Genomic DNA, 22,745 nt, shown 5'->3' on the forward strand with positions numbered 1-22,745 from the left:
GCTCCGGTCAATTTAGGAAAGAGCTGTGTAACAACTAGAGGTGAATAAAGAATGTTAAAGTTTTCATTTGAGTTAGACAAGAATATCCCGCAAAAGGATGAACCACGGTATGATGCCTATTCCAAGGGCTTTATCGAAGGAGAAGTAACGATTTATGCTGGTGACAGCGTACTTTTTCAAAAGTCATGCATGAAGGTTGCAGAGCTTGGCATTTATTTAGGACAGTGGATGGAGCAAGTGCAACATGGGCAGAATGTACATATGAATTATGAAACGCCTGACCGTGAAGAAATCATTCTTAGTTTCTCCTATGAAGAGGACAATCAGTGGAGAGTTTCTTCCAGTTGGCAACAATTTGAGGTTCAGGAATGTATTTCTACTACAGCAGTAGTGGAGAGTGTTCAACGCTATTTATATGAGTTAAATAAAGAACTGCGCATGGTAGAATATCCTGTGACATTTGATCAGTACTTAAGAGGAGAGCGAATGATGCAGCTCTCTTACAAGCGATTGTGTGATAGTAAAGCGGATACGACATCAATAGAGGTTTATAATGAAAGTAAACAAGTAGGTGTAGTACGGGGCTACTACAAAAATACGTTGATGAGAGTGCTAGATTTCATTCCGAAAGTCGGTAGTAATATCATTTATGAAATAAAGGATAGTAAGGACAACATTCGCGTCATTGCAAAGGATGTAAGTAGGCAGCGTCAAAGAAGGATTTTAGTAACGTACAAAGATAATCATGATGCAGAGCATGAAATCCTTGTATGTGACGGAAAGTTATTGGATGCAAATTTCTTATTTACCTTTACATATAAGAAAGAAGAATATGTTGTTCATAAAACTACTTTTGGGATGGGAAAGTTATTACGAAAAGGCTATGTAATCGCAGACTGGAATATTCGTCTTGAGGAAGATATGTATTACATTGAGATGAATGTATATGATGAAAATTATATAAAGGATCAATACTTACTGTTAGGCGTATTTCATGCGGTTTTGTATGGGTGATCGTTGTATAAATGAAAAATACCGGTATTCTTTGTGAAAAGAATGCCGGTATTTTTTATTCATCCTCAAAAATAAAAACCTCATCAATCGTACTATGAAGTGCCCTCGCAATATCGTGAGCAAGCTGCAAGGAAGGATTGTATTTACCTTTTTCGAGATGGCTAATTGTTTCACGACGTACACTAACTTGTTTCGCTAAATCTTCTTGCGTCATGTTCAATTTGGTGCGGTATTCTTTTATTTTCGTTACGAACGCCATGGTGCATCTTCCATTTCATCAACTGGTTTGTCGTAAAAGAACATAGAGAATCCGAACGTAAGAATAAGTGTGCCGAAAATAAGAGCGATATCAATTTCTTGTAGCACCGGGTTTGGAAATAACATTTCAATGAACATAATGATAGCGGTAGTTAGTAACGTAACGATAAAGGCATTGCGGCACGATTTATTAACGATTTGTTCAAACAGTTCATCGTGTTGAACCGTTCTATATGAGGTGAAAAAGGAGAAGAAACAAAACATAGTAAACAATCCTTTTTCATAAAAAAAGCCAAGAAAACCGAAGAAACCAAGAAATCCTAAATATTTTATCCAAGTTGTTTTCACGATAGTTCCTCCTAATCATGTTAGAAATAAATCACATTATGTTATAAATATATCACATATGGATAGGAATGGTAATAATAGTTTTCCAGTTTGCTTCATAATAATAGTAAAGAGAGGAAATATGCTGCGAAATAAAGAGGATAATATTGTAAAATGATTGTAAGGAGGGGGAGGAAGGTATGCTAAATTGGATCATGATCGTTGTATTACTTGTAGTCATTACTGTAGTCGCGACGGTGTTAATTGGGCGAAAGGGTGATGCAAATTATAGTAAAGCGACAAAGGGGAATATTAGAAGACTTACGATGATTTATATTATACTAGCTGTCGTTTTAATCGTTGGATTAGGTCTGTATATTTATTTTAAAGGTTAAAAACTGAAAAATACAAAAATCTAAAAATATAAGTATGCTATAATGTTAATATAGTTATTTGGTAATTAAGGAAAGGATTGGATGGAATGATTGAAATTACGAATGTGTCAAAAAGTTATAATGGTTCTACCTATGCAGTAAAAGATTTAAGTTTATCTGTGCCTAGCGGAGAAATCTTTGGATTTTTAGGACCGAATGGTGCCGGTAAATCAACGACAATTAAGATGATTACTGGTATCCATGGGGTGGACAAAGGGACGATTACGATTAATGGTATAGATATTATGAAAAATCCGATGGAAGCGAAAAGGACGTTTGGTTATGTCCCAGATAGTCCAGATATGTTTTTACGATTAAAGGGAATTGAATATTTAAACTTTATGGCAGATATGTATGAAGTGCCGAAAGAAGTACGCCAAGAACGAATTGAGTCCTTAGCGAAGAAATTTGATCTTTACAATGCGTTATCGGATCAAATACAAAGTTACTCGCACGGTATGAGACAAAAGATTGTTATTATTGGTGTGCTCGTGCATGAGCCAGATGTATGGATTTTAGATGAACCGTTAACGGGGCTGGATCCGAAATCTGCATATATTTTAAAAGAAATGATGAGAGAACATGCGGATAAAGGAAAGATTGTATTCTTCTCTACACACGTATTAGAAGTGGCAGAAAAATTATGTGACCGCGTCGCGATTATTAATAAGGGGAATTTGCAGTTCAAAGGGAATTTAGATGAAATGAGAGATCATTTTAAATCCAATGAATCACTTGAAAAAATGTTCTTGGAGATGACGGGCAATGAGTAAAATTTGGACGTTAACGAAAGTATTATTGAAATTAAATTATGCAGATTTTATAACAGATAAGAAGAAGCGATGGGCGTATGTATTTTCATTTGCAGCTATTTTATTTGTCGGCTTTTTACTGTTTGGTTCTATCACGCATGCAATGTATGAGGGAATGATACATTTAGGGCAAGATCCAGGAATGATTATCGCAATGGGACTTGCGATTGCGAGTATATGGGTATTTTTAATGAGTATTACGAACATTTTAACTGTATTTTACTACAGCAATGACATTGAAATGTTATTACCATTACCATTAAAACCAGCGCAAATTATTTCAGCCAAATTTTTAACGGTATTAATTACACAATACGTAATGAGTTCATTTATTTTATTACCGATCTTTATTACGTACGGTTTAAAAAGTGGCGCATTTATTACATATTACATATATATAATTTTCATTTACTTACTCTTCCCAATTGTGCCGTTAGTACTAGCTTCGTTACTGATGACAGTTATTATGAGGTATACAAATATAGCGAAAAATAAAGACCGAGGAAATATATTTATTGGAATCGTAAGTATACTATTTATTGTAGGAATTAACGTATTTTTGCAGTGGAAAAATAAAAGTTCGTTTTCTGAAGATGCAATTGCGGATTACCTTGCAAACAACCAGTCTTCTCTTTTAGTACAAATGACAAACTATTTTCCAACTACATATTTTGGAGCAGTAGCATTAGTAGAAAATGCAAATTGGAAGGGTCCTTTATACGTAATAATCTTTGCAGTTATTTCATTTGTATTTTTTGTGTTGTTTTATTACATTGCAGAGCGTACATATTTAAAAGGGGTTATTGGACTTTCAACGAGTACAGCAAAAAAAGAAGTCATTTCAGCAGAAGGCTTACAGAAATCTACGGTACAAAGTTCACATTTGAAAGCATATGTGAAAAAAGAATTTAAAACGTTATTCCGTACACCACAATTTTTCTTAAATTGTATCGTACAAACTTTCGTTATGCCAATTATGTTGTTCTTCGTTTTATTCGTGCAAGATGGGAATTTAAAATGGATTACGGGATATATTGATAACCCAAAATCAGCAGGGCTTGCAATTGGTGTTGGCCTTTGTGCCTCTCTATTTTTAATGGGAAGTAACGTCATCGCAACAACTTCATTCTCACGTGATGGAAGCTCTTGGTTTGTGAATCGTTATTTACCAGTAAAAGCTTCGGATATCTTTTTTGCGAAAGCGATCACTGCTTGGTTAATTAATGTAATTATTTTAGCAGTGTTCGGTATTACGATGGCAGTTGTAGCGGGAATTTCTCCAGTATTTATGGTTCTTTGGTTCTTATTAAGTGCGAATGGTTTATTGTTAATTAATTTAATCGGCACACGCTGGGATGCACAAACTGCAGATATACATTGGGATACAGAGCAGAAATTATTTAAGAGCCGCTATACAACTTTGTGGAATTTTTTAGCTAATATTTTAATAGCTTTAGTTATTGTAGCGGGAGTAAGTCTATTATACTTCTTCCTTCATGTCGGACTGTGGGTTATGTTTATCGTTTTATTTGTAATGTTTACGATTGTAAATTATATCTTTATTAAAATTTTAAAATTAGGTGCAGAACGTATATTGTCAAATATTGAATAAAAAGATAGATCCTCTGTATTCGTGCAGAGGATTTATCCATAGGTGGAGGAGAAAAGGTGAAGAAAATAGCAATTGTAACAGGGGCCACTCGTCTGAATGGAATTGGTGCAGTTGTATGCAAGGTACTTGCTCAAAAAGGAATAGACATTTTTTTCACGTATTGGTCTCAGTATGATAAAACGATGCCGTGGGGAATGCATGAGAAAGAGCCCTTTTTGTTGAAAGAGGAGATTGAAAGTTACGGTGTTCGATGTGAAATGGCAGAAATCAACTTATCGCAGTCGTATTCGCCCAATCGTTTGTTTTATATGGTATCAGAACGGTTAGGTGATCCATCTATTTTAATTAATAATGCAGCGTATGCTACTCATACGAGAATTGAGGAATTAAATGTAGAACAGTTAGATAAACATTATACGGTTAATGTTCGGGCTACTATGTTATTAAGTTCATTATTTATAAAACAGTATGCAAGCAAGGCGAGTGGAAGTATTATTAACCTTACTTCAGGACAGTCACTAGGGCCGATGCCTGATGAACTAGCATACGCAGCAACGAAAGGAGCAATTGAAGCATTTACAAAATCAGTAGCACCAGTTGCGATGGAGAAGGGGATTACAGTAAATGCTGTTGATCCAGGACCGACGAATACAGGATGGATTACAGAGGAGCTGAAGCATCATTTAGTATGGAAGTTCCCGCAAGGTAAAGTAGGAGAGCCGGTGGATGCTGCGCGCTTAATATCTTTTTTAGTAAGTGAAGAAGCGAAATGGATTACTGGGCAAGTTATTCATTCGAATGGTGGTTACTCATAAATATATTATGTTAACAATTGTTGAGAAACAAAAAAACGAAAGAAAATTTTATTTTTTTGTATAAATAAAATGTCAAGAAAGATAAAAATTTGATAGAAGAGTATATCGTCATATGAAGATCGTAATTCTTCATGTGACAATATACTCTTTTTCTTTTACTACAGAGAAGAAAAATGAAGTAGAAGAAACTCGAATATTCAAATTGATTTATCAGTTTTTGTACGTATTATTATGAAGATTACTGTCGGAAAGATGGTAATTCGTATGAAAAGGATTTTTTAAGGGGAAATCGAATCGTAAAGGGGAGGATAAATAAAGTAAACATAGGGGGATTTATATGAAAATGAAAAAGGTCGCTATCGCATCGATAACAATTGGTACAATGCTTACTATGGCAGCTTGTAGTCCGTCAGCAGATAAAGAGACAGATAAGAAGGAGCAAGTAACTGCGCAAAATGAAGGAGAAGTAAAAACGACAAGTACAGATGAAACGTCAAAAACAACGAAAGATACTGACAAAGAAACAAATACTTCTTCCAACGAAAAAACAGATAAAGATGCAAAAAACACGAAAGAATCATCAGGAACAGAAAGTAACGGTAAAACGTCAACTCAAAACGAGAATGTAAAAACAAAAGAAAAAGAGACGACGGGAAAAACAAATGATCAAACGACTAGCGGAAAAACAACAGATCAAAGTACAAGTACAAACTCAGACGGAAAAACAACGAAAGATCCTAAGAAAAGTGTAGCTGTGAAAACGAGTGTGAAAGAAGTTGCTGCATTAGTTGATAGCTTAGATAAGCAATTAGCTGCTAATCCGAAATTAGAAACAGTAAATAAACTTGGAAAACAAATTAATGCGAAGTGGGATGTAATTGAGAAAGAGTTAGAAACATCACACCCAGCTGAATATAAAACAATTGGACAAAGTATGTATCCATTAATTGTAGGAGCGGAGAAAGAAAAGATAGATATTACTAAAATGAAGTCATTAACGACGAAAACGAAAAAAGATTTAAACCAATTATTAACAAAACTTTCGTAGTTTCAAAAGCCTACTTGTGTGAGTAGGCTTTTTTTACGTTGAGAGTGTAATTAAAGTTTATGGGAATCCTAATGAAAAAGGATGGTGGAAATATGACAATCGATCGAGTTTGTACAATTGGGCCAGCAAGTAATAATAAAGAAACGTTAGCGAAGTTAATAAACAATGGTATGAAAATTGTTCGTCTAAATTTATCACATGGTACGCATGAAAGTCATAAAGATATCATTCGTTTAGTCAAATCGTTAGACGCTTCTATTAAAATTTTAGGCGATGTACAAGGTCCTAAAATAAGGTTAGGTGAAATAAAAGGAGAACAAATTACACTTCAGGCGGGAAATTCTTTTATGTTACGTACGCAACCAGTTACAGGGAGTAGTACGGAAGCAAGTGTTGATTATGAAGGAATCGCGAATGATGTGAAAGTTGGAAGTAGAATTTTAATGAATGATGGCGAAGTTGAGTTAATTGTTGAGAAGGTAAGTACGGATAAAATAGAAACAAAGGTCAAAACAGGTGGTAATATCTCATCACATAAAGGAGTGAACTTACCAGGGGCAATCGTTAGTTTACCAGCTATTACAGAGAAAGATAAAAAAGATATTCAGTTTCTTTTAGAAGAGGATGTTGATTTTATTGCGTGTTCTTTCGTAAGAAAACCTAGTCATATAAAAGAAATACGAGATTTTATACAACAGTATAAAGAAACGTCACCTAATTTAATTGCAAAAATAGAAACGATGGAAGCAATCGAGAATTTTCAAGATATATGTAAAGAAGCAGACGGAATTATGATTGCAAGGGGCGATTTAGGAGTAGAGTTGCCGTATCAATTTATTCCGCTCTTGCAGAAAATGATGATTCAGGAATGTAATCGAACGAATACATATGTTATTACAGCGACACAAATGCTTCAATCTATGGTAGATCATTCGATTCCAACAAGGGCTGAGGTAACTGATGTGTTTCAAGCTGTACTGGATGGAACGAATGCTGTTATGCTTTCTGCTGAAAGTGCTTCAGGAGAGCATCCGGTTGAAAGTGTGAGTACACTACGTCTCGTTTCTGAATTTGCTGAGCATGTAAAAAAAGACGGTCCTTTTGTGATGAAAGATGTACTGGAATTGCTGCATAAATCTTTGGATGAGTGAAAAATAAAAAGAGGGCGGATATGTATCCGTCCTCGTGTGTTTCATTCTATTCTTGCTCTTGCTCATCCAAAATCTTTTCAAACGCAGCAGATACTTTTTCAAATTCCTCGTCATTCTCAATGTATGAGAATTCACTATCTTCTTCTACTTTTAAAAAGAAAATATCAATGTCTTCCTCGGTTTCTGTTTGGATATCTTCAACAAAGGCAACTGCAATATATTCTGCACCTTCGACATCCATCGCTCCGAGCACTTCTACTTCTTGCTCTTCGTTATTCTCATCACTAAGAGTAAACACTTCGCCAACTTCAATATCAGACATATTCATTCTCCTCCTGTCCAACTCTAATAAATAGAGTGTTTAAACTGCATACATACTAATATATCTTTCCATGAAAAACTAATTTCATACATAAGAAAAATGAAATTCTACTTCTTTCGTATGGGTATACAGCTATAAGGAGCGCGTGTTATCTTAATAAATCCATTCAACAATTGCATCCATAGTCTGTCTTGTTTTATCACGCTTTGGCTCTTCTTTACGATAACCGAACGCAACCATTACAGATACTTCAAAATTATTTTCTTTAATAATGCCTTCTTGACGAAGTAAAGAATCTACTTTCTCTTTATCAAATCCTTCTATTGGACAAGAATCAATGCCAATTTGAGCTGCACTCGTCATCATATTACCTAAAGCAATATAAGTTTGCTTTGATGCCCAATCAAATACAGCACGGTCGGATTGTAATAAGTTAAAATCTGTTTCCTGGAACTTTTTAAAGAATTCATATCTAATTTTTTGCGCGTCTTCAGGTAATTCAATAATATCGTTCATCATATGTTTAATATACTCTGCATCATAATGCATATCTTTAATATTTCTTGAAAGAACAATGACAAAGTGGCTAGCTGTTGCAAGTTGCCCACCAGCGCCCCATGAATATGGTCGTAGTTTTTCTCTTACTTCTTTATTTTGTACGACAACAAATTTCCAAGGTTCATATCCGAAAGAAGAAGGAGATAATCTTCCTGTTTCTAAAATAAATTTAAAATCTTCTTCTGAGATTTTTTGCATAGGATCGAACGCTTTACATGCATGTCTGAAATGAAAAGCCTCCATAATTTTTTCTTTTGTAATTTGATTTGTATTTGTCATAAAAATGCCTCTTTTCATTAATGTATTTTGTAACCAAATTATATTTTTAAAGTAACATAGAAACAAGTACGCACATTTATGTGGTATAGTATCAAAAAAGATACTAATGTTAAGGGAAGGGATTTATTATGGATTGTTCAAACGAAAATAATATAAATTACCCATTTTTAAATAAATATTCTTGTCCAGTGGAAGCGATGGTCGAGGTCATTGGAGGGAAATGGAAAGGGGTTATTTTGTATCATTTATTAGATGGTACAAAACGGTTTAATGAATTAAAAAGGTTAAAACCAAATATCACACAAAGAATGTTAACATTGCAGCTGAGGGAACTCGAAGCAGATGGCATCATACATCGTGAAGTGTACCGTGAAGTACCCCCGAAAGTAGAATATTCGTTAACGGAGCTTGGTGAATCACTGCGTCCAATGATTCTATTAATGATGGAGTGGGCGACTCATAATATGGAGAAAGTTTTGGAGAGTAGGAATATGAAAAATAATAGTTAAGAGTTGTAGAAATAAAAGGTGGCTTCCATACGTGAAGACACCTTTTATTTCTGTATTTTTACTTTTTAACTTCAACTGCTGAAGTTGGAATGGCAGCCAAGTTTGCAGTTTTACCATACCAATCAGCATGTTTAAAAACAACACCTTTTCCATATCCTTCAGTTGAAGTACGTTCCCATAGCGTTGTTGAATAGCTAGCAGTAGGGGATGCTGTACTTACGGAAGAAATTTGATTTTGCCAACTAGGAGACAAGTTTTTATAACCGCTACTTAGAGAAAAATACTCGCTACCTTGATTTGTACGTTTATAGAAGTCTGTACTACCAGGGCCGCTTCCTTCAACCCCAAGGGGAGTGATTGTATGATTCAACCTTTGTTTATCTTTTTCAATAAAAGACTCTAAACTTTCTTTGCTCGAAAAACCATAAGATAACCAGTCTCCATTTTGGTTTTGTTTCGGTAGAACTAAAGTTATTTTTATGTCTTCCTTAGATGGAGCACCCAATTTGTTAAACGAATCTACTGTCTTTTCATCTACAGTTACATATTCAAAAGAGGTAATCGAATAATCCTTTTCGGTACTAGCTGATACTGACCCCAATCCTACAGTTAATGATGAGATGGCTACGACTGCACCTACTATTAATTTTTTAAGCATAAATTCCTCTCCTTTAAACTTAGTTTTTTACATAACTAAAATGTATGATAATCCGAATGTTTTATAAATGTTTAGAAATTTATAAAAAATAAACAGAATATTCTTTTATTGGTCTGGAGTAAGGAGGGTAATTTGAAATTAAAAAAGATTTACTTAAAAAGTAAATCCTTTTTGGGTGTTAGCAATAACGTTAGTGTGTGAGAGTGATTTGCCTATTTGTCGACTTATTTCCAAACTCTATGAATTGAAGTTTCATTTTATCCAGCTATGAATCATACACTTTTTTTGTATTCGTAGAAGCTGCATCTAATAAAAGGAAAATGGCTGCTATCATATGTAGAACGATGTCTATATAAGGAAAGAAGGCAACTAGAGTAACGATAATACCTATATAATGTGGATACGTATTCATGTCTTCCTTTTTAGCTAAAAGTATTGTAATGATATGTAAAGTAATCACTGTAAGCGGTGGTATCCCATACAAGTCAACTAATCCTGGAGTTAAATAATAACAAGGAATTAGTATAAGGTGGGAGATACCTGTAGTCCACTTTAGTACTTTTATGAAAACGTTCAAAGTTATTCCTCCTAAAATGATTTACATCTATATATTAACAAATATAACAGGTAATTGGATATTATATATTTGTAGAATTTAGTAGAATGTAATTTTTTTATGTTAACTAATTGTGGGATATCTATAAAATAGAAAAACCACCCAAACGAGGGAGGTTTGTATTATAAATAATTACTTAAAGAAGAAAGGGGAACCTTCACTTCACTACCTTCCTTCATATTCCGTAGCATAACGGTTTCTGTACATATTTCTTCTTCCCCAATAATAAGCACATAAGGGATATTTTCTTTATTGGCATAATTCAGGGCACGTTTTAATTTGCGTCCCGCTAGTTCGAGTTCGATTTTTAAGGAAGTGGTAGAACGTAATTGCTGGGCGATTTGTAAGCATTGCAATTCTGTCCCGAGCGGGATGATAAATACATCCGCTGTAGATGATATCGTTTCTTTCTGTGATAGTGCTGTATAAATAACGTCTAAGCCGAATGAAATACCGACTGTTGGATAGCTCATATCATCACCACGGAATGCTCCAATAATATTATCGTAACGACCACCGCTACCGATGCTAGATGTAATCGAGCCATCTTTTAAAAAGATTTCATATACAGTACCTGTGTACATTGTCAGTCCTCGTGCTAAAAATGGATTAAATATCGTATTCTCATTTATTCCAAGAGCGATTAAATATTGCTGTAATTGTTGTAATTCGTTTACCCCATCTGCAACGAGTGGATTATTGAAAGCTTCTTTAAAGTCAGCAATTGAAAGCTGTAGACAAGATAATACGGTATTACATATCGTATCAGCCATTTCTTCAGAAATTCCGCGCTCTAATACATCTTTTCGTACGCCATCAATCCCAATCTTTTCGATTTTATCTAATGATAAAATGACGTCACTTGTTAATTCAGTAGGGATGTTAATGGCCTGAAGAATACCATTTAACAATTTGCGGTTATTATATTGGATTGTTACTTCTAAGTTTAACGTTTGGAACAGCTCAAACGCCATACTCATAAGTTCAGCTTCTGCCATGACAGACTCAACACCGACTATATCAACGTCGCATTGTATAAACTCACGAAATCTCCCTTGTTTAATAGGACCATCTCGAAATACTTTCCCAATTTCATACCGTTTAAAAGGAAGGCGGATGTTCGGATTCATTGCCACAACTTTTGCGAATGGAATGGTTAAATCGTAGCGTAAGGCAAGGTCACGTTTTCCTTGATCCTGAAGTGTATATATTTCTTTTAATATTTCATCACCACCGCCGTACTTGTATGACATAAGCTCATACATATTTAACGTTGGTGTCTCTAACGGTTTACAGCCATAACGTTCAAACGTATCCTCACACGCTCTTTTAATTTTATTTCGCAGTACTTGCTCCTCTGGTAAATAGTCTTTCGTTCCTTTTACATTTCTCATTTCCATCATAATCACTCCTTTTTAAATTAAAAAAAGCTATGCAGGTATAAAAATACCCACATAGCTTTATGAACGCTTCGTGGGTCAACAGGAAAAGCCCTGTACCCACGAAGAAAAATTTTTCTTCGGATACACGGCGTTACGTATGATGATGAAGTTGGAAAGAAATATTAAAATTTTGCATTACAAATCTCTCCTTAACATAAGTTTTTCCAAATTATATCAAATGATTTTTGAATTATCAATATTTTTAGTTTTGAAATATACGTGAAGTTATGTAGGAGAAATGGAAAAGGGTGTATAATAAAACTTAATAATATGAAATAACCGTTTAAGGAGATCACTATGAAAAAAGATAAAACAAATGCGATGCGAATATTAGATAAAGAGAAAATTGAATATTCGATGATGTCATATAATCCGGACGATGGAAAAATTGATGGCGTATCAGTAGCTGAGAAAATTGGACGAGAAGTGAGAGAAGTATATAAAACGTTAATCGCTCAAGGGAATAGTAAAAATTATCATGTGTTTATCATCCCGGTAGATGAGGAACTAAATTTAAAAGCTGCCGCAAAAGCAGTAAGTGAAAAGAAGATTGAAATGATTCCTGTAAAAGATATTACAAAAGTGTCAGGATACATTCGCGGCGGCTGTTCACCAATCGGAATGAAGAAGTTATTTTCTACATGTATTGATGAGAGTGCTCAATCGCTTGAAACGATGATTGTAAGCGGCGGGAAAATAGGTATACAAATTGAGCTGAAAGTGGATGACTTAGCGAAAGTAACGAGAGCACAGTTTGGTGAGGTAACGAAATAAATATACATAGGGAAAGAAGTTTTAGTTTTATTAGATTTAGATAAAGATTTATAGGATAGTTAGTCCATTATGAGGGCGGATTATCCTTTTTTATTTACATGTCTATATTAAAATGAGTAAAGATTGAATATTCAGTTTGAAACAGACTGTAATATGAATCATTTGTTTGGCTTTAGGAGGAGGACAAAGGCTCGGTGTGAGGACCTTAAATAAACAAGAGTTACTCTTAAAGATAGCTAAAGGACTGGAGAGTGTTTTAATGAGGGTTCAAGAAATACCCATAAGAAAGCATATATTGGTGATGCTAGTATTTTTGAAAAACCCCAAGCATAAGAGTATGCAAGATTTTATACAGTTTTTTGGCTAATCGAGTAACAAACAAGAACCATAAAACGATACCAGAATTGGAATGTATAGAATATGTATAGATTCATAGAACTAAAAAAGAAGGTTCCCTTGTGAGAGCAGGGTTCTCCTTTTTCCATGCTACTGATAATAGGACGTTATGTTAACTATTAGTGTATAAGATATACATACGAAAAAATTGAAGTTGTGATAAAATTGAATTATTTGGAAATATATCCGGAGGTGAAAATACCGTATGCAAAAGTTAACTAACAAAGAAATTGATTATATTTTAAAACAATTACTGATAAATGATTTGAAAGAATTGATACATGTTGGAGAAGGTGCATGGCATGAAGTTTATAGAATAAAAACATTTTCAAATCAAGATTTTGTTATAAGAATTAAAAAAAAGAAAGCATATAATCAGCTTCAAACTTACACCCGACAACACCTTCTTACAGAATATGAATCAACCAAAACATATTATAACCAAGCCAACAAATGTATTTGGAGAATATGTCCCACTGAATTTAAATACTTTATTGATGAAGAAATAATATTTAATGTAGAAAGCTTTATGGGAAGTAGTCTACCGTTACATAACTTAGACTATAACAAATCATTATATTTAGGACAATTGTTGGGAAAATTTTATAAAGAGATGCACGATAAAGATCCTATGCTGAAGGGGTATGGAAATTTAGTATGGAACGAAAACAATATAGAGGGTAAGGAAGCAATAGATATTCAAGAAAAATGGGAGCAAGATAATGATTTTTATCTTAAAGCGTTAGAAAAGCTAAGTAACTCAGAGTTAACATTCAATCGGAAAAAGGTTGAATTAAAAATAGAGAATATCATTTCTATCCGAAGAAAAAGGATACAAAAGATATCTTTAGTTAATCAAGATGTTACCCCTGAGAATATAGTATTCCACCAGGATAATGTTTCCGTTATTGATCCATATCCTAGATTAGATTTTGATGTAAAGTATGCTGGTTATTTTTACTTTTGTTATAAACTTCTTCTCCCTTCTTATTCCAACGCTCCAAGATATATAGATAGAGAATACGATAACAATGTAGACGTATTAAACAGAATAGCAGAGGGTTTTATTAAAGCGTATACAGGCAATGACCACTCTCTATATAAAAGACTAATTGATGAATATCTGTTGTGGATCTTATTAGAAATTCATGAACATTATATGCTGTTAAAACAAGAGGATTTAAGTTATAAGGTTGAACAGCAAATGGGTAATAAGGATGTTCTAAAACAGAGAATGGAAATGTATTTAAAGGAACTGGAAAAACTGATTGAAAATAAGCGCTAGAACTTTATAGATTCTCAGAAACATTTACTTCCAATAACAAATTTTATGTAAATAAGCTGTTCAATGGATTCCCATAGAAAACTATGGTGAGATGAAATGTTTGATTTTGAAGCACTTCAAAATCTTAGCTAGATGGCTATGTATCGGTACCCCACAATAAAAAGGCAGGAACATATCAAATATGTTCCTGCCTTTGATTTTAGAGAAATGTTTCCTAACAGTTGATTTTGTTAACGAAAGTCGACTTCAAATCCATATTTTGTGTGAAATAAAAGCATATAATAAAAGTATGAGGTGATGATGTGAAGGAGATAAACATTCATAAAGTAATTGCGGATAAGAGAAAAGAAAAGGGAATTACGCAGGAAGAGTTAGCGGCGTATATCGGTATTACGAAGGCGTCTGTTTCCAAATGGGAGACGGGGCAGAGTTATCCAGACATTACATTTTTACCACTGCTAGCATCGTACTTTAACATAAGTATAGATGAACTAATCAGTTATAAACCGCAAATGGAACAGGAAGATATTAAAAATTTATATCATAGATTAGCGGAAGCTTTTAGTGAAAAACCATTTGATGAAGTAATGATGGAGTGTAGGAAAATCATAAAAAAATATTATTCTTGTTTTCCATTATTAATTCAAATAGGAATACTTTTTATTAATCATCACATGTTAACGGAGGACACAGATAGAAGAATTGAAATTTTAGAAGAAGCAATGAATCTCTTTAGCAGGGTTCAGGAAGAAAGTGATGATGTTTCTCTTGTGAAAGAGGCGGTATCGTTTCAGGCAACTTGCTATCTTATACTCAATAAACCGAATGAAGTATTGCAATTGCTTGGCGAAACGATACGTCCTAACGTTCCAGAGGAAGATCTAATCGCACAGGCGTATCAAATGCTTGGAAATACTGAAAAGGCGAATGAAGTAATGCAAATTAGTATGTATCAACATTTAATACAACTCGTTGCGACAATACCGAATTATGTAGTAGTAAATGCCTCAAGTGTTGAAAAAGTAGAGGTAATTTTAAATAGAGCTTTTATGTTAATAGATATATATGAAATAGAAACATTACATCCCAATATGACTTTAAAAGTATACTATGCTGCTGCGCAAGTATATTGTATGCAAGGCAATTTTGAAAGCGCCTTAAAAATGTTACGGAAATATGCAGCGGTTTGTGCGGCGAGCTTTACAGTAAATAGTCTACATTTACATGGGGATTCCTATTTTGATGCGATTGATGAATGGTTTGCAGAGTTTCCGCTCGGCGCTAAAACAGTTAGAAATGAAGAGATTATAAAGCGAAGCATGTTACAAAGTATTGCAGAGAATCCAGTTTTTTCTCCAATGAAAGATGTAAGAGAGTATAAAAATATAATAACGAGTTTGAAATTTAAATTGGATATAAAAGAATAGGGGTGACAAAATGATGACTTTTGATGAATATGAAGTAGCGATAAAGAGTGAGTTTACTTTGCAAGGTACGATTACAAGGCCCAAAGCTGAAGGGAAGTATGCGGCTGTTATCATTATCGCGGGATCTGGAGAAATTGACCGTGATGGAACGATCGTACCGCTAAAGCTTGAGGCGAACATATATAAAGATTTAGCGCATGTAATGGCGAGACTTGGGGTAGTGACGCTCCGCTTTGATAAGCGCGGAGTAGGAAAGAGTGACGGAGAATTTCTGAAGACTGGAATGTGGGATTTAGTTAGTGATATAGAGTCTACGATTACGTATTTAAAAGAACAACCATTTGTTGATCCGGAAAATATCATTTTAGCTGGTCATAGTGAGGGTTGTATGTTAGCAACAGTAGTAAATGCAAGAACACCAGTTAATGGGCTCATCCTTCTTACAGGAGCTGCGGAATCATTAGAAGAAGCTGCGAAAAGACAAAGAGAAATTGCTTATAAAGAATTAAAAGAGCAGAAAGGAATAAAAGGAAAACTAATGCGTCTTCTCAATGTGGAGAAACGTGGAGAAAAGCAGATGGAAAAAATAAAAGAGAAAATGATGAACACAGAAAAAGATACGATTAAAGTTGGTTTTAAACCGATGAATGCAAAATGGTTTAGAGAGCATTTTCAGCATGATATTTATAAAGATTTACAACAAGTAACATGTCCAGTATTAGCTATTGCTGGTGATAAAGATATTCAGGCTGACCCTGAAAGAGCGAAGCGAATCGGTGATTATGTGAAGGGGGATTCTGAAGTACATGTAATAAAAGATATGGATCATAGTTTGAAAAGTTTTGAGGGGGATTTCAAGGCTTTAGAGTTTAAAAAGAATTATGAAGAAGGGGCGGGAAAGGCACTTCATCCAGAGCTGGAAGAAATAATTGTGAATTGGATGAATACGCATTTTATCCTGCATCAAAATTAGATGAATATGATAAGTGCGGAAGGGAGAGTAACTTCCTGTAAAGGTCTGATTGGTGTGGGTTAATAATAGGTATAAGTTTTTCTATACTATTAGTTTCAAAGTACCAAAAATGTATTAACCGATAATACCATCTTTCTGTACATTAAGATTCTATCGTTAACGACTGTTTTATTCATTTCATATTTACTCTTCTTTACCCAAAAAATTTTTAAGTAAGTATCCTGTTCCTAAGCTTATGGGTAAATATGGAAAGGTATTATCCAGTAGTGCACCTATGATGGTATCCGTAAATAATAATATCGCCTGTTTCATCTAAATAGGAGCTATTTAACAGTATATAAAATTACCAACGTCAACTTCCTGCCCTTTGGTTTTCACTATTAAAGCGCCCTTTAACTGAAGGCTAGGTTTAGAAAAGTTTTTGTGGACTTATCGTTCCGAAAAGAATATATTAAAGTATATGATAGGGGGTGTTATTAAATGGGGAGAAAGATTAGTTTTAACAAAGAACAAGCTTTAAATAAAGCGATGCATTTATTCTGGGAGAAAGGTTATGATGCTACATATATATCAGATCTTATTGAAACGATGGGCATAAGTCGCTCTACTCTCTACGATAGTTTTGGAGATAAGGATGCACTATTTAAACTAGTTTTGGAACATTATAAAAACTATGGATCTCAAAAGAGAAATTTGCTTTTTAGTGGTATAAACGCGAAAGCATCACTTACATCCTTTTTTTATCAACATATTGAAAAATGTTATTCAGATGAAATTCCAAAAGGTTGTATTATAACAAACTCCTCACTGCTTATTGGAAAAATTGATCCTGCCATAGAAGAAATACTCATAAATGATTTTAATGAACTTGAAAAAGTATTTAAGCAAGTTATCGAAGAAGGAAAAAGGAAAGGGGAAATTTCACAAGAGGCTGATACTGAATTAGTTGCATATTCTTTATTAAGTTTAAACCATAGCTTGAATATAATGTCCAAATATAAAAAGGAAAAAAAATTAGCCTATCGTCTAGTAGATAAGACTATTGCAGACCTATAGTCTTTCTTTTTTTAATAATTTCGGAATGAACGTTCCAAAAAAGAAAGGAATGGTAAAGTTGAATAACAAGACAAATTTTCTAATATTTATTTTGGCGATTAGTTGTGGTTCACTTGCTGCAAATATTTATTATGCACAACCAATTGTACAATTCATTGCAAAGGACTTAAATATCTCCTCTGATTTATCTGGATTGCTCACTACTTTGACGCAAATTGGGTATGGGCTGGGATTGTTTTTTATCGTACCAATGGCAGATTTATTTAAAAGTAAGAAAATAATAGGGATTCTTATCGGGCTTACTATTCTTTCGTTAATGGGTACGCTAATTTCGACAAATGGAAATATTTTTTTACTATTAACAACTATAATTGGCATTGGAGCCTGTGCAGCTCAAATGTTAGTTCCGCTAACAATGCGGATTGTACCTATTGAAGAGACGGGTAAATATGTGGGTAAAGTAATGAGTGGTTTATTGATTGGGATTATGATTGCTCGCCCATTATCTATCGGAATAGCTGACTGGTTTGGCTGGAGAATGGTATTCCTTGCTTCATTAATAGTCTTAGTTGTTGTCTTACTGTTAATTATAAAATTTTTACCTAACTATGAAGTGATATCGACTAGTAACATGCGATATCCATATTTAATAGCTTCTATGGTAAAACTACTTATACATACTTCTCCGCTACAACAAAGAGCTTTTTATCACGCATGCTTATTCGCAACATTTAGCCTGTATTGGACAGTTATGCCCATTTTATTAAGAGCAGAGCCATTACATTTCTCAAACAATGAAATTGCATTGTTTGGATTTGTTGCAATAGCTGGAGCGTTATTAACTCCTACTATTGGTAAAATAGCAGATAAAGGTCATATTTTTACAATGACTAATGTATCAATGATGCTCGTACTATTATCTGTCATACTATTATTTTTTGTTCAAGATCATTCACTATTTAGTATGATATTAATACTTATCTCAGGCATTTGCGTCGATATTGGTGTAGCGGGAAATTTATTATTAGGTCAAAAAGTTATCTTTAGTTTGAATCCGGAGATAAGAAATAGACTGAATGGATTATATATGACTATTTTCTTTTTGGGAGGAGCCTTTGGTTCATGGATTGGAAGTTATACGTACTATAAATTTAATAGTGAAGTAACTTTACTCATTGGAGTAGCTTTTCCTTTAATTGCTTTATTCGTTCATTTCATAAAAAATAATACAAAAAAATTATCGGAAACCAAAAGTGAGTTCATATCTTGACTATTTATGTCTCTAAAAAGTCAGGGTTATAATCCAATTTGAGGATACCTCAAAATTGGGGGTGACGGGCAGAGAGATCATCATATGCCAATCAATTTAATAAAAGAAGGAATTTTATCTTTTTTGTCTAATTATATTTAGGTTTGCAAAAAGGATTCTACAACTTTGGAGGAATTATCATAGTAAAATATATTTCGATTCTTGGTTCAACAATATAAAAACTTCGGTGCCTTAGCATACAAAATTCACGTATTGTTCTTGCTATCCCAAGGTGAAATGGGAGGAAATGTTTTTGGGAAGGATACTTGTAAAGTTATTTTTAAAATCAATTCTATTTTTTTTTTTATGCGGTATTATTGTTTATTCTATATTTCAGATTATTTTTGTCTGGAGTGTTTCGGGAGGATTAGGAAGGGATGATATAGTCGGGTTTTCTGATAATAAGTATGTAATTGGTCGTCCACCTGTTAGCTATAATTTATATAAAAAAGACAGTGGGAAAACTATATTAGATAATGTTATTGGTTATAAAAAAGGAAAAACGAAAAGCTATGTTCGGAATGAAATTGAATTTGTAGTGATAAATGAGATAAAGGGTAGCTATGAACTGTATAAAATAGAAAAGGCTTCAGAAAAGGATTTAGAACGGCTAAAAGAAATGAAGAAATTAGAATAAAAGAGACTATCTGAAGGATAAAAATGGTTTAGACTGATAATCGAGTTTTATTTCATGAAAAGAATCAGTATTAAAATAAAGTATTAGGGGTTCGATCCCATGCTCATCGAGCCAATTAAAGTTTCTTTTTTACACACAGAAAGGAAATGAAATCATGGAAAAATCAATAAAAAGTGAATTAATTGGAATGTTTATCTTTAATGAAACTTTTCATACATATGAACAAAACGAAGGGAAAGTACATTGGGGATTGGATATTGGAAAAGGGCTTGTACATGTACATGAAATGATGAAAAGAGCAGAAAAGCTTTATGTATGTTTAGAAGAATTTGATAAAAAAGCTAAGATCGCTATAGCGAAGGAATTAATAGAGTATAAAAATGATTTTTGGCCTGAATATGATGAGAATGATGAACACTTAGATTGGGATGCTGTAGATGCAGGAGAATATGATATGACGAAAGAAACATTTGAGCAATCTATTACTCTTATGGACATTGTAATGAGAGAAAATGATATATATTGCGAATACAATGATGGAGATGTATTTGGTGGCCATAGAATCCATGCTTCTTTTGACAATGAGTACAATTTATTAGCTGCAGAGATTTAGCTTTGAGAGATGCAAGTGAAAAGGATTGATTACTATAATCAATCCTTTTTTTCATTATTATAAGATAACGGTGAAATAATAGGGAGAAAGTTTCATAGTTTTAATACGGTCCCCACTCAATATTCACCCCAACAATAAGAAAAATAAGTCCAATAATAAACCAAATGAATGCAAGTGGAGCCATAAATCGAATCCATTTTCCGTAAGAAATACCGCTCGCCGCGAGTACTCCCATTAAAACACCAGAAGTTGGATTGAGGCAGTTCACTACACCTTCGCCGAGCATAACAGCTTGTACTGTAACTTGGCGTGTAATGTGCATGAAATCAGCTAATGGAGCTAATATCGGAATGAAAATCACAGATTCACCTGTCCCGGATGAAATGAGGAAATGTAATGCGGCACTACTTACATACATACCGATAACGCCAAATACTGGGCTTTGTCCTTCGAGAGACTGTGCGAGTTGGTTAACGATTGTATCAAGTAATTTCCCTTGCTCCAAAATGACTGAAATACAACGAGCCATTCCGACGATCAAAGCACCGTATATGAGATTTTGGCAGCCTGCTAGAAAAGTAGAAGCGATATCGTTTGCTTTCATTCCACCTATTATTCCGGCTGTAATTGCTATGAAAATAAAAGTAGCAGTCATTTCTGCGTCTGTCCAATGTAGACGAAAAGCGCCGATTAAAAATGCAATTAATGATAAAGCTGAAACGAGTAAAATTAATTTATGACGTATTGTCCAAGGAACTTCTGTTTTTTGCGCCTCTTTTCCGCTTGAAAGAGCATTACTTGGAAACCAGTTGTCGCCGAGAATGCTTCCTTTATTCGATTTCTTTAAGCGTTTTATATACCAATTAATATATAGAATGGTAGCAAGTAAAAAAGAGATATAAATTGCTGTGCGTAAACCAATTCCTGAAAACATTGGGAGTTCCGCGATTTTTTGTGAAATGCCTAAAGGTGAAGGAGATAATATAGTAGCATTAAAACCAGCATAAGTGCCCAAATAAATAATTGCTACGCCGACGATAGCGTCCCATTTTAATGTGCGTGCAACGATGATGCCGATGGGGATAAAGCCGATAACCGAGTTAACGATAATACCAGTCGTTCCGAGAATAGAAAAGAGTGCGGCGACAATGCATATAAAAAGTAATTGCTGGTTACGAAATTTGTTAATAACATGATAGATTAAACCGTCAAGAGCACCGGTTTTTTCAAGAATCGCAATAGCACCGCCTGTAAATAAAATTAAGAAGATGATAGGAGCAGCAAGTGTCATTCCTTTTTCAATAGCGGTAAAAAAAGAAACAAACCCTACCGGTGATTGCGGAACAGAATGGTAACTTCCTGGTATTGTCGTTGTAACAGTCCCGTTTGTAACTCTTTTAAATTCTCCAGCAGGAACGAAATACGTAGCTATTGCACAAAGCAGAGCAATAAAAAATAGTAGTACGTACGCGTCAGGCATTTTAAACTTTCGTTTACTAGGCTGTTTTTTTACTTCAGTTTGTAGTTGCATAAAATCCCTCCTTTTTCACTTGGTTAATTTTTAATATTCTGAAATTTATCTGTGAAATAGATTATAATAAAGGTGGCTTCTTAAGGCAATAGTTTTTCTGTCCTTTTTCCGCACATACAAATTATTGCAACGTTAGACAGGGAAACGAAAATAATCCAAGAATATGTTAAATAGAAAATAAAAGGAAAAGAGGGAAAAAGATGTGGAAAACTACGGATCTATGTGATGAGTTTGAAAATGAATTGCAAATATGTCGCCAACCTTTTCGGTCTTTTGGAAAGAAAGAACAATTCCACGGGAAAATTGCAACGGTGAAAGTGAAGGATGATAATGTACTAGTGAAGGAAGGATTACAAACATTGCCGGAAGGAACGGTATTAGTTGTTGACGGGGGAGCCTCTACGAATTGTGCGTTACTTGGTGATAATTTGGCAGCTATTGCGGAGGAAAGAAAGCTGGCAGGAATTATTGTGAATGGATATGTTCGTGATTCTAGTGAACTAAAGAATATAAATATAGGTATTTTAGCGTTAGGAACAATGCCGAATAGAAGTGTTAAAGAAGGAAAAGGAGAACGAAATATTTCATTGCAATTTGGACAAGTAGAATGGAAGCCGGATGAATATGTGTATGTGGATGAAGATGGCGTCATTATTAGTGAAAAGAGTTTGCATCGTTAAAGGTTAGTAAGTTACTATTCTTAGAAAATAAATCCGATAAAGCATGGACAAAATTCTTTGTCAATAGTAAAATAATACAGAAATTTAAAATTAACAGAATGTATAGGTTTATCGTTTTACGATAACTTAAATGGAAGTAAGTTGTGCCTAGAAAAGTGAATGTTATCACAATGATACGTTCATGAACAAAATTATTTTTCCTATACAAA

At 34.0% G+C, this 22,745-nt stretch carries 25 protein-coding genes; 17 read left to right on the top strand and 8 right to left on the bottom strand.

Annotated features, from left to right (window positions below; genetic code table 11):
• Positions 1–51 precede the first annotated feature (51 nt).
• Positions 52–1,014 carry a tubby C-terminal domain-like protein gene (locus tag AC0L0O_RS07775; RefSeq protein WP_473785704.1) on the top strand — a complete coding sequence of 321 codons (963 nt, stop codon included), beginning with the start codon at positions 52–54 and terminating at the stop codon, positions 1,012–1,014.
• 55 nt (positions 1,015–1,069) lie between these two features.
• Here AC0L0O_RS07775 and AC0L0O_RS07780 read toward each other — a convergent pair whose 3' ends face one another.
• Together AC0L0O_RS07780 and AC0L0O_RS07785 are read right to left on the bottom strand one after the other, a co-directional pair.
• The gene (locus AC0L0O_RS07780; protein WP_000896315.1) at positions 1,070–1,273 is read right to left on the bottom strand and encodes a helix-turn-helix transcriptional regulator; all 204 of its coding nucleotides are present in this window, start codon (positions 1,271–1,273) and stop codon (positions 1,070–1,072) included.
• Positions 1,261–1,620 (bottom strand): DUF3796 domain-containing protein, encoded by a 360-nt coding sequence (locus AC0L0O_RS07785; RefSeq protein WP_000859221.1) that lies wholly within the window; start codon positions 1,618–1,620, stop codon positions 1,261–1,263. Before AC0L0O_RS07785 ends, AC0L0O_RS07780 begins: the two co-directional genes overlap by 13 nt.
• Positions 1,621–1,799: 179 nt before the next feature.
• Here AC0L0O_RS07785 and AC0L0O_RS07790 point away from each other — a divergent pair, with 179 nt between their 5' ends.
• From AC0L0O_RS07790 to AC0L0O_RS07815, 6 genes are all read left to right on the top strand, one after another.
• Positions 1,800–1,994 carry a hypothetical protein gene (locus tag AC0L0O_RS07790; protein ID WP_000935861.1) on the top strand — a complete coding sequence of 65 codons (195 nt, stop codon included), beginning with the start codon at positions 1,800–1,802 and terminating at the stop codon, positions 1,992–1,994.
• An 86-nt stretch (positions 1,995–2,080) separates the two neighbouring features.
• Positions 2,081–2,806: an ABC transporter ATP-binding protein gene (locus tag AC0L0O_RS07795; RefSeq protein ID WP_000570195.1), complete on the top strand. Its 726-nt coding sequence runs from the start codon at positions 2,081–2,083 to the stop codon at positions 2,804–2,806.
• Complete coding sequence (locus AC0L0O_RS07800) at positions 2,799–4,457, top strand: putative ABC transporter permease subunit (protein WP_473785705.1); 1,659 nt, start codon at positions 2,799–2,801, stop codon at positions 4,455–4,457. Before AC0L0O_RS07795 ends, AC0L0O_RS07800 begins: the two co-directional genes overlap by 8 nt.
• 56 nt (positions 4,458–4,513) lie before the next feature.
• Entirely contained in the window at positions 4,514–5,272 is a 759-nt protein-coding gene (locus AC0L0O_RS07805; protein ID WP_000716992.1) for an SDR family oxidoreductase, read from the top strand.
• A gap of 337 nt (positions 5,273–5,609) precedes the next feature.
• On the top strand, positions 5,610–6,320 hold the full coding sequence (locus tag AC0L0O_RS07810) for a lipoprotein (protein WP_000782535.1): 711 nt from the start codon (positions 5,610–5,612) through the stop codon (positions 6,318–6,320).
• Between the two features lie 92 nt (positions 6,321–6,412).
• On the top strand, positions 6,413–7,471 hold the full coding sequence (locus AC0L0O_RS07815) for a pyruvate kinase (RefSeq protein ID WP_473785706.1): 1,059 nt from the start codon (positions 6,413–6,415) through the stop codon (positions 7,469–7,471).
• A gap of 46 nt (positions 7,472–7,517) precedes the next feature.
• On the opposite strand, the gene AC0L0O_RS07820 is transcribed toward AC0L0O_RS07815, so the two are convergent.
• Complete coding sequence (locus tag AC0L0O_RS07820; protein WP_001997837.1) at positions 7,518–7,799, bottom strand: DUF1292 domain-containing protein; 282 nt, start codon at positions 7,797–7,799, stop codon at positions 7,518–7,520.
• A 147-nt stretch (positions 7,800–7,946) separates the two neighbouring features.
• Positions 7,947–8,630, bottom strand: a complete 684-nt coding sequence (locus AC0L0O_RS07825; protein ID WP_000185734.1) for an NAD(P)H-dependent oxidoreductase — start codon at positions 8,628–8,630, stop codon at positions 7,947–7,949.
• Between the two features lie 128 nt (positions 8,631–8,758).
• On the opposite strand from AC0L0O_RS07825, the gene AC0L0O_RS07830 reads away from it, so the two are divergent.
• Positions 8,759–9,139 (top strand): winged helix-turn-helix transcriptional regulator, encoded by a 381-nt coding sequence (locus AC0L0O_RS07830; protein ID WP_000340653.1) that lies wholly within the window; start codon positions 8,759–8,761, stop codon positions 9,137–9,139.
• Between the two features lie 58 nt (positions 9,140–9,197).
• Here AC0L0O_RS07830 and AC0L0O_RS07835 read toward each other — a convergent pair whose 3' ends face one another.
• The 3 genes from AC0L0O_RS07835 to AC0L0O_RS07845 all read right to left on the bottom strand — a co-directional run bounded on the left by AC0L0O_RS07835 (position 9,198) and on the right by AC0L0O_RS07845 (position 11,813).
• Positions 9,198–9,797 (bottom strand): hypothetical protein, encoded by a 600-nt coding sequence (locus AC0L0O_RS07835; protein ID WP_000914260.1) that lies wholly within the window; start codon positions 9,795–9,797, stop codon positions 9,198–9,200.
• 265 nt (positions 9,798–10,062) lie between these two features.
• A complete protein-coding gene (locus tag AC0L0O_RS07840) occupies positions 10,063–10,374 on the bottom strand; it encodes a hypothetical protein (protein WP_001100385.1) in 312 nt (103 codons plus the stop codon).
• 161 nt (positions 10,375–10,535) lie between these two features.
• Positions 10,536–11,813, bottom strand: coding sequence for a histidine--tRNA ligase (locus tag AC0L0O_RS07845; RefSeq protein WP_038357084.1), 1,278 nt, complete (start codon positions 11,811–11,813; stop codon positions 10,536–10,538).
• Positions 11,814–12,152: 339 nt separating this feature from the next.
• Between AC0L0O_RS07845 and ybaK the strand changes: the two genes are divergently transcribed.
• The 8 genes from ybaK to AC0L0O_RS07885 all read left to right on the top strand — a co-directional run bounded on the left by ybaK (position 12,153) and on the right by AC0L0O_RS07885 (position 20,325).
• Positions 12,153–12,629: a Cys-tRNA(Pro) deacylase gene (gene ybaK, locus AC0L0O_RS07850; protein WP_001982239.1), complete on the top strand. Its 477-nt coding sequence runs from the start codon at positions 12,153–12,155 to the stop codon at positions 12,627–12,629.
• Between the two features lie 601 nt (positions 12,630–13,230).
• On the top strand, positions 13,231–14,310 hold the full coding sequence (locus AC0L0O_RS07855; RefSeq protein WP_001170973.1) for a hypothetical protein: 1,080 nt from the start codon (positions 13,231–13,233) through the stop codon (positions 14,308–14,310).
• 302 nt (positions 14,311–14,612) lie between these two features.
• On the top strand, positions 14,613–15,737 hold the full coding sequence (locus AC0L0O_RS07860) for a helix-turn-helix domain-containing protein (RefSeq protein WP_000659039.1): 1,125 nt from the start codon (positions 14,613–14,615) through the stop codon (positions 15,735–15,737).
• Positions 15,738–15,750: 13 nt separating this feature from the next.
• Positions 15,751–16,710, top strand: a complete 960-nt coding sequence (locus tag AC0L0O_RS07865; RefSeq protein WP_473785920.1) for an alpha/beta hydrolase — start codon at positions 15,751–15,753, stop codon at positions 16,708–16,710.
• Between the two features lie 480 nt (positions 16,711–17,190).
• Positions 17,191–17,766, top strand: coding sequence for a TetR/AcrR family transcriptional regulator (locus tag AC0L0O_RS07870; RefSeq protein WP_000532767.1), 576 nt, complete (start codon positions 17,191–17,193; stop codon positions 17,764–17,766).
• A gap of 49 nt (positions 17,767–17,815) precedes the next feature.
• On the top strand, positions 17,816–19,036 hold the full coding sequence (locus AC0L0O_RS07875) for an MFS transporter (RefSeq protein WP_033688554.1): 1,221 nt from the start codon (positions 17,816–17,818) through the stop codon (positions 19,034–19,036).
• Positions 19,037–19,328: 292 nt separating this feature from the next.
• Positions 19,329–19,712: a hypothetical protein gene (locus AC0L0O_RS07880; RefSeq protein WP_473785707.1), complete on the top strand. Its 384-nt coding sequence runs from the start codon at positions 19,329–19,331 to the stop codon at positions 19,710–19,712.
• A gap of 154 nt (positions 19,713–19,866) precedes the next feature.
• Entirely contained in the window at positions 19,867–20,325 is a 459-nt protein-coding gene (locus AC0L0O_RS07885; protein ID WP_000415683.1) for a DUF2262 domain-containing protein, read from the top strand.
• Positions 20,326–20,425: 100 nt separating this feature from the next.
• Here AC0L0O_RS07885 and AC0L0O_RS07890 read toward each other — a convergent pair whose 3' ends face one another.
• Complete coding sequence (locus tag AC0L0O_RS07890) at positions 20,426–21,856, bottom strand: YfcC family protein (RefSeq protein ID WP_071736408.1); 1,431 nt, start codon at positions 21,854–21,856, stop codon at positions 20,426–20,428.
• Positions 21,857–22,056: 200 nt separating this feature from the next.
• Between AC0L0O_RS07890 and rraA the strand changes: the two genes are divergently transcribed.
• A complete protein-coding gene (rraA, locus tag AC0L0O_RS07895) occupies positions 22,057–22,536 on the top strand; it encodes a ribonuclease E activity regulator RraA (protein WP_000266053.1) in 480 nt (159 codons plus the stop codon).
• The last annotated feature ends 209 nt before the right edge of the window (positions 22,537–22,745 follow it).

This window comes from Bacillus sp. GS3m_15504 (assembly GCF_055825275.1).

Coding starts and splice junctions, on each gene's coding strand:
- AC0L0O_RS07775 (WP_473785704.1), top strand. CDS start 52: ATGTTAAAGTTTTCATTTGAGTTAGACAAGAATATCCCGCAAAAGGAT.
- AC0L0O_RS07780 (WP_000896315.1), bottom strand. CDS start 1,273: ATGGCGTTCGTAACGAAAATAAAAGAATACCGCACCAAATTGAACATG.
- AC0L0O_RS07790 (WP_000935861.1), top strand. CDS start 1,800: ATGCTAAATTGGATCATGATCGTTGTATTACTTGTAGTCATTACTGTA.
- AC0L0O_RS07795 (WP_000570195.1), top strand. CDS start 2,081: ATGATTGAAATTACGAATGTGTCAAAAAGTTATAATGGTTCTACCTAT.
- AC0L0O_RS07800 (WP_473785705.1), top strand. CDS start 2,799: ATGAGTAAAATTTGGACGTTAACGAAAGTATTATTGAAATTAAATTAT.
- AC0L0O_RS07810 (WP_000782535.1), top strand. CDS start 5,610: ATGAAAATGAAAAAGGTCGCTATCGCATCGATAACAATTGGTACAATG.
- AC0L0O_RS07815 (WP_473785706.1), top strand. CDS start 6,413: ATGACAATCGATCGAGTTTGTACAATTGGGCCAGCAAGTAATAATAAA.
- AC0L0O_RS07820 (WP_001997837.1), bottom strand. CDS start 7,799: ATGAATATGTCTGATATTGAAGTTGGCGAAGTGTTTACTCTTAGTGAT.
- AC0L0O_RS07825 (WP_000185734.1), bottom strand. CDS start 8,630: ATGACAAATACAAATCAAATTACAAAAGAAAAAATTATGGAGGCTTTT.
- AC0L0O_RS07830 (WP_000340653.1), top strand. CDS start 8,759: ATGGATTGTTCAAACGAAAATAATATAAATTACCCATTTTTAAATAAA.
- AC0L0O_RS07835 (WP_000914260.1), bottom strand. CDS start 9,797: ATGCTTAAAAAATTAATAGTAGGTGCAGTCGTAGCCATCTCATCATTA.
- AC0L0O_RS07845 (WP_038357084.1), bottom strand. CDS start 11,813: ATGGAAATGAGAAATGTAAAAGGAACGAAAGACTATTTACCAGAGGAG.
- ybaK (WP_001982239.1), top strand. CDS start 12,153: ATGAAAAAAGATAAAACAAATGCGATGCGAATATTAGATAAAGAGAAA.
- AC0L0O_RS07855 (WP_001170973.1), top strand. CDS start 13,231: ATGCAAAAGTTAACTAACAAAGAAATTGATTATATTTTAAAACAATTA.
- AC0L0O_RS07865 (WP_473785920.1), top strand. CDS start 15,751: ATGACTTTTGATGAATATGAAGTAGCGATAAAGAGTGAGTTTACTTTG.
- AC0L0O_RS07870 (WP_000532767.1), top strand. CDS start 17,191: ATGGGGAGAAAGATTAGTTTTAACAAAGAACAAGCTTTAAATAAAGCG.
- AC0L0O_RS07875 (WP_033688554.1), top strand. CDS start 17,816: ATGGTAAAGTTGAATAACAAGACAAATTTTCTAATATTTATTTTGGCG.
- AC0L0O_RS07885 (WP_000415683.1), top strand. CDS start 19,867: ATGGAAAAATCAATAAAAAGTGAATTAATTGGAATGTTTATCTTTAAT.
- AC0L0O_RS07890 (WP_071736408.1), bottom strand. CDS start 21,856: ATGCAACTACAAACTGAAGTAAAAAAACAGCCTAGTAAACGAAAGTTT.
- rraA (WP_000266053.1), top strand. CDS start 22,057: ATGTGGAAAACTACGGATCTATGTGATGAGTTTGAAAATGAATTGCAA.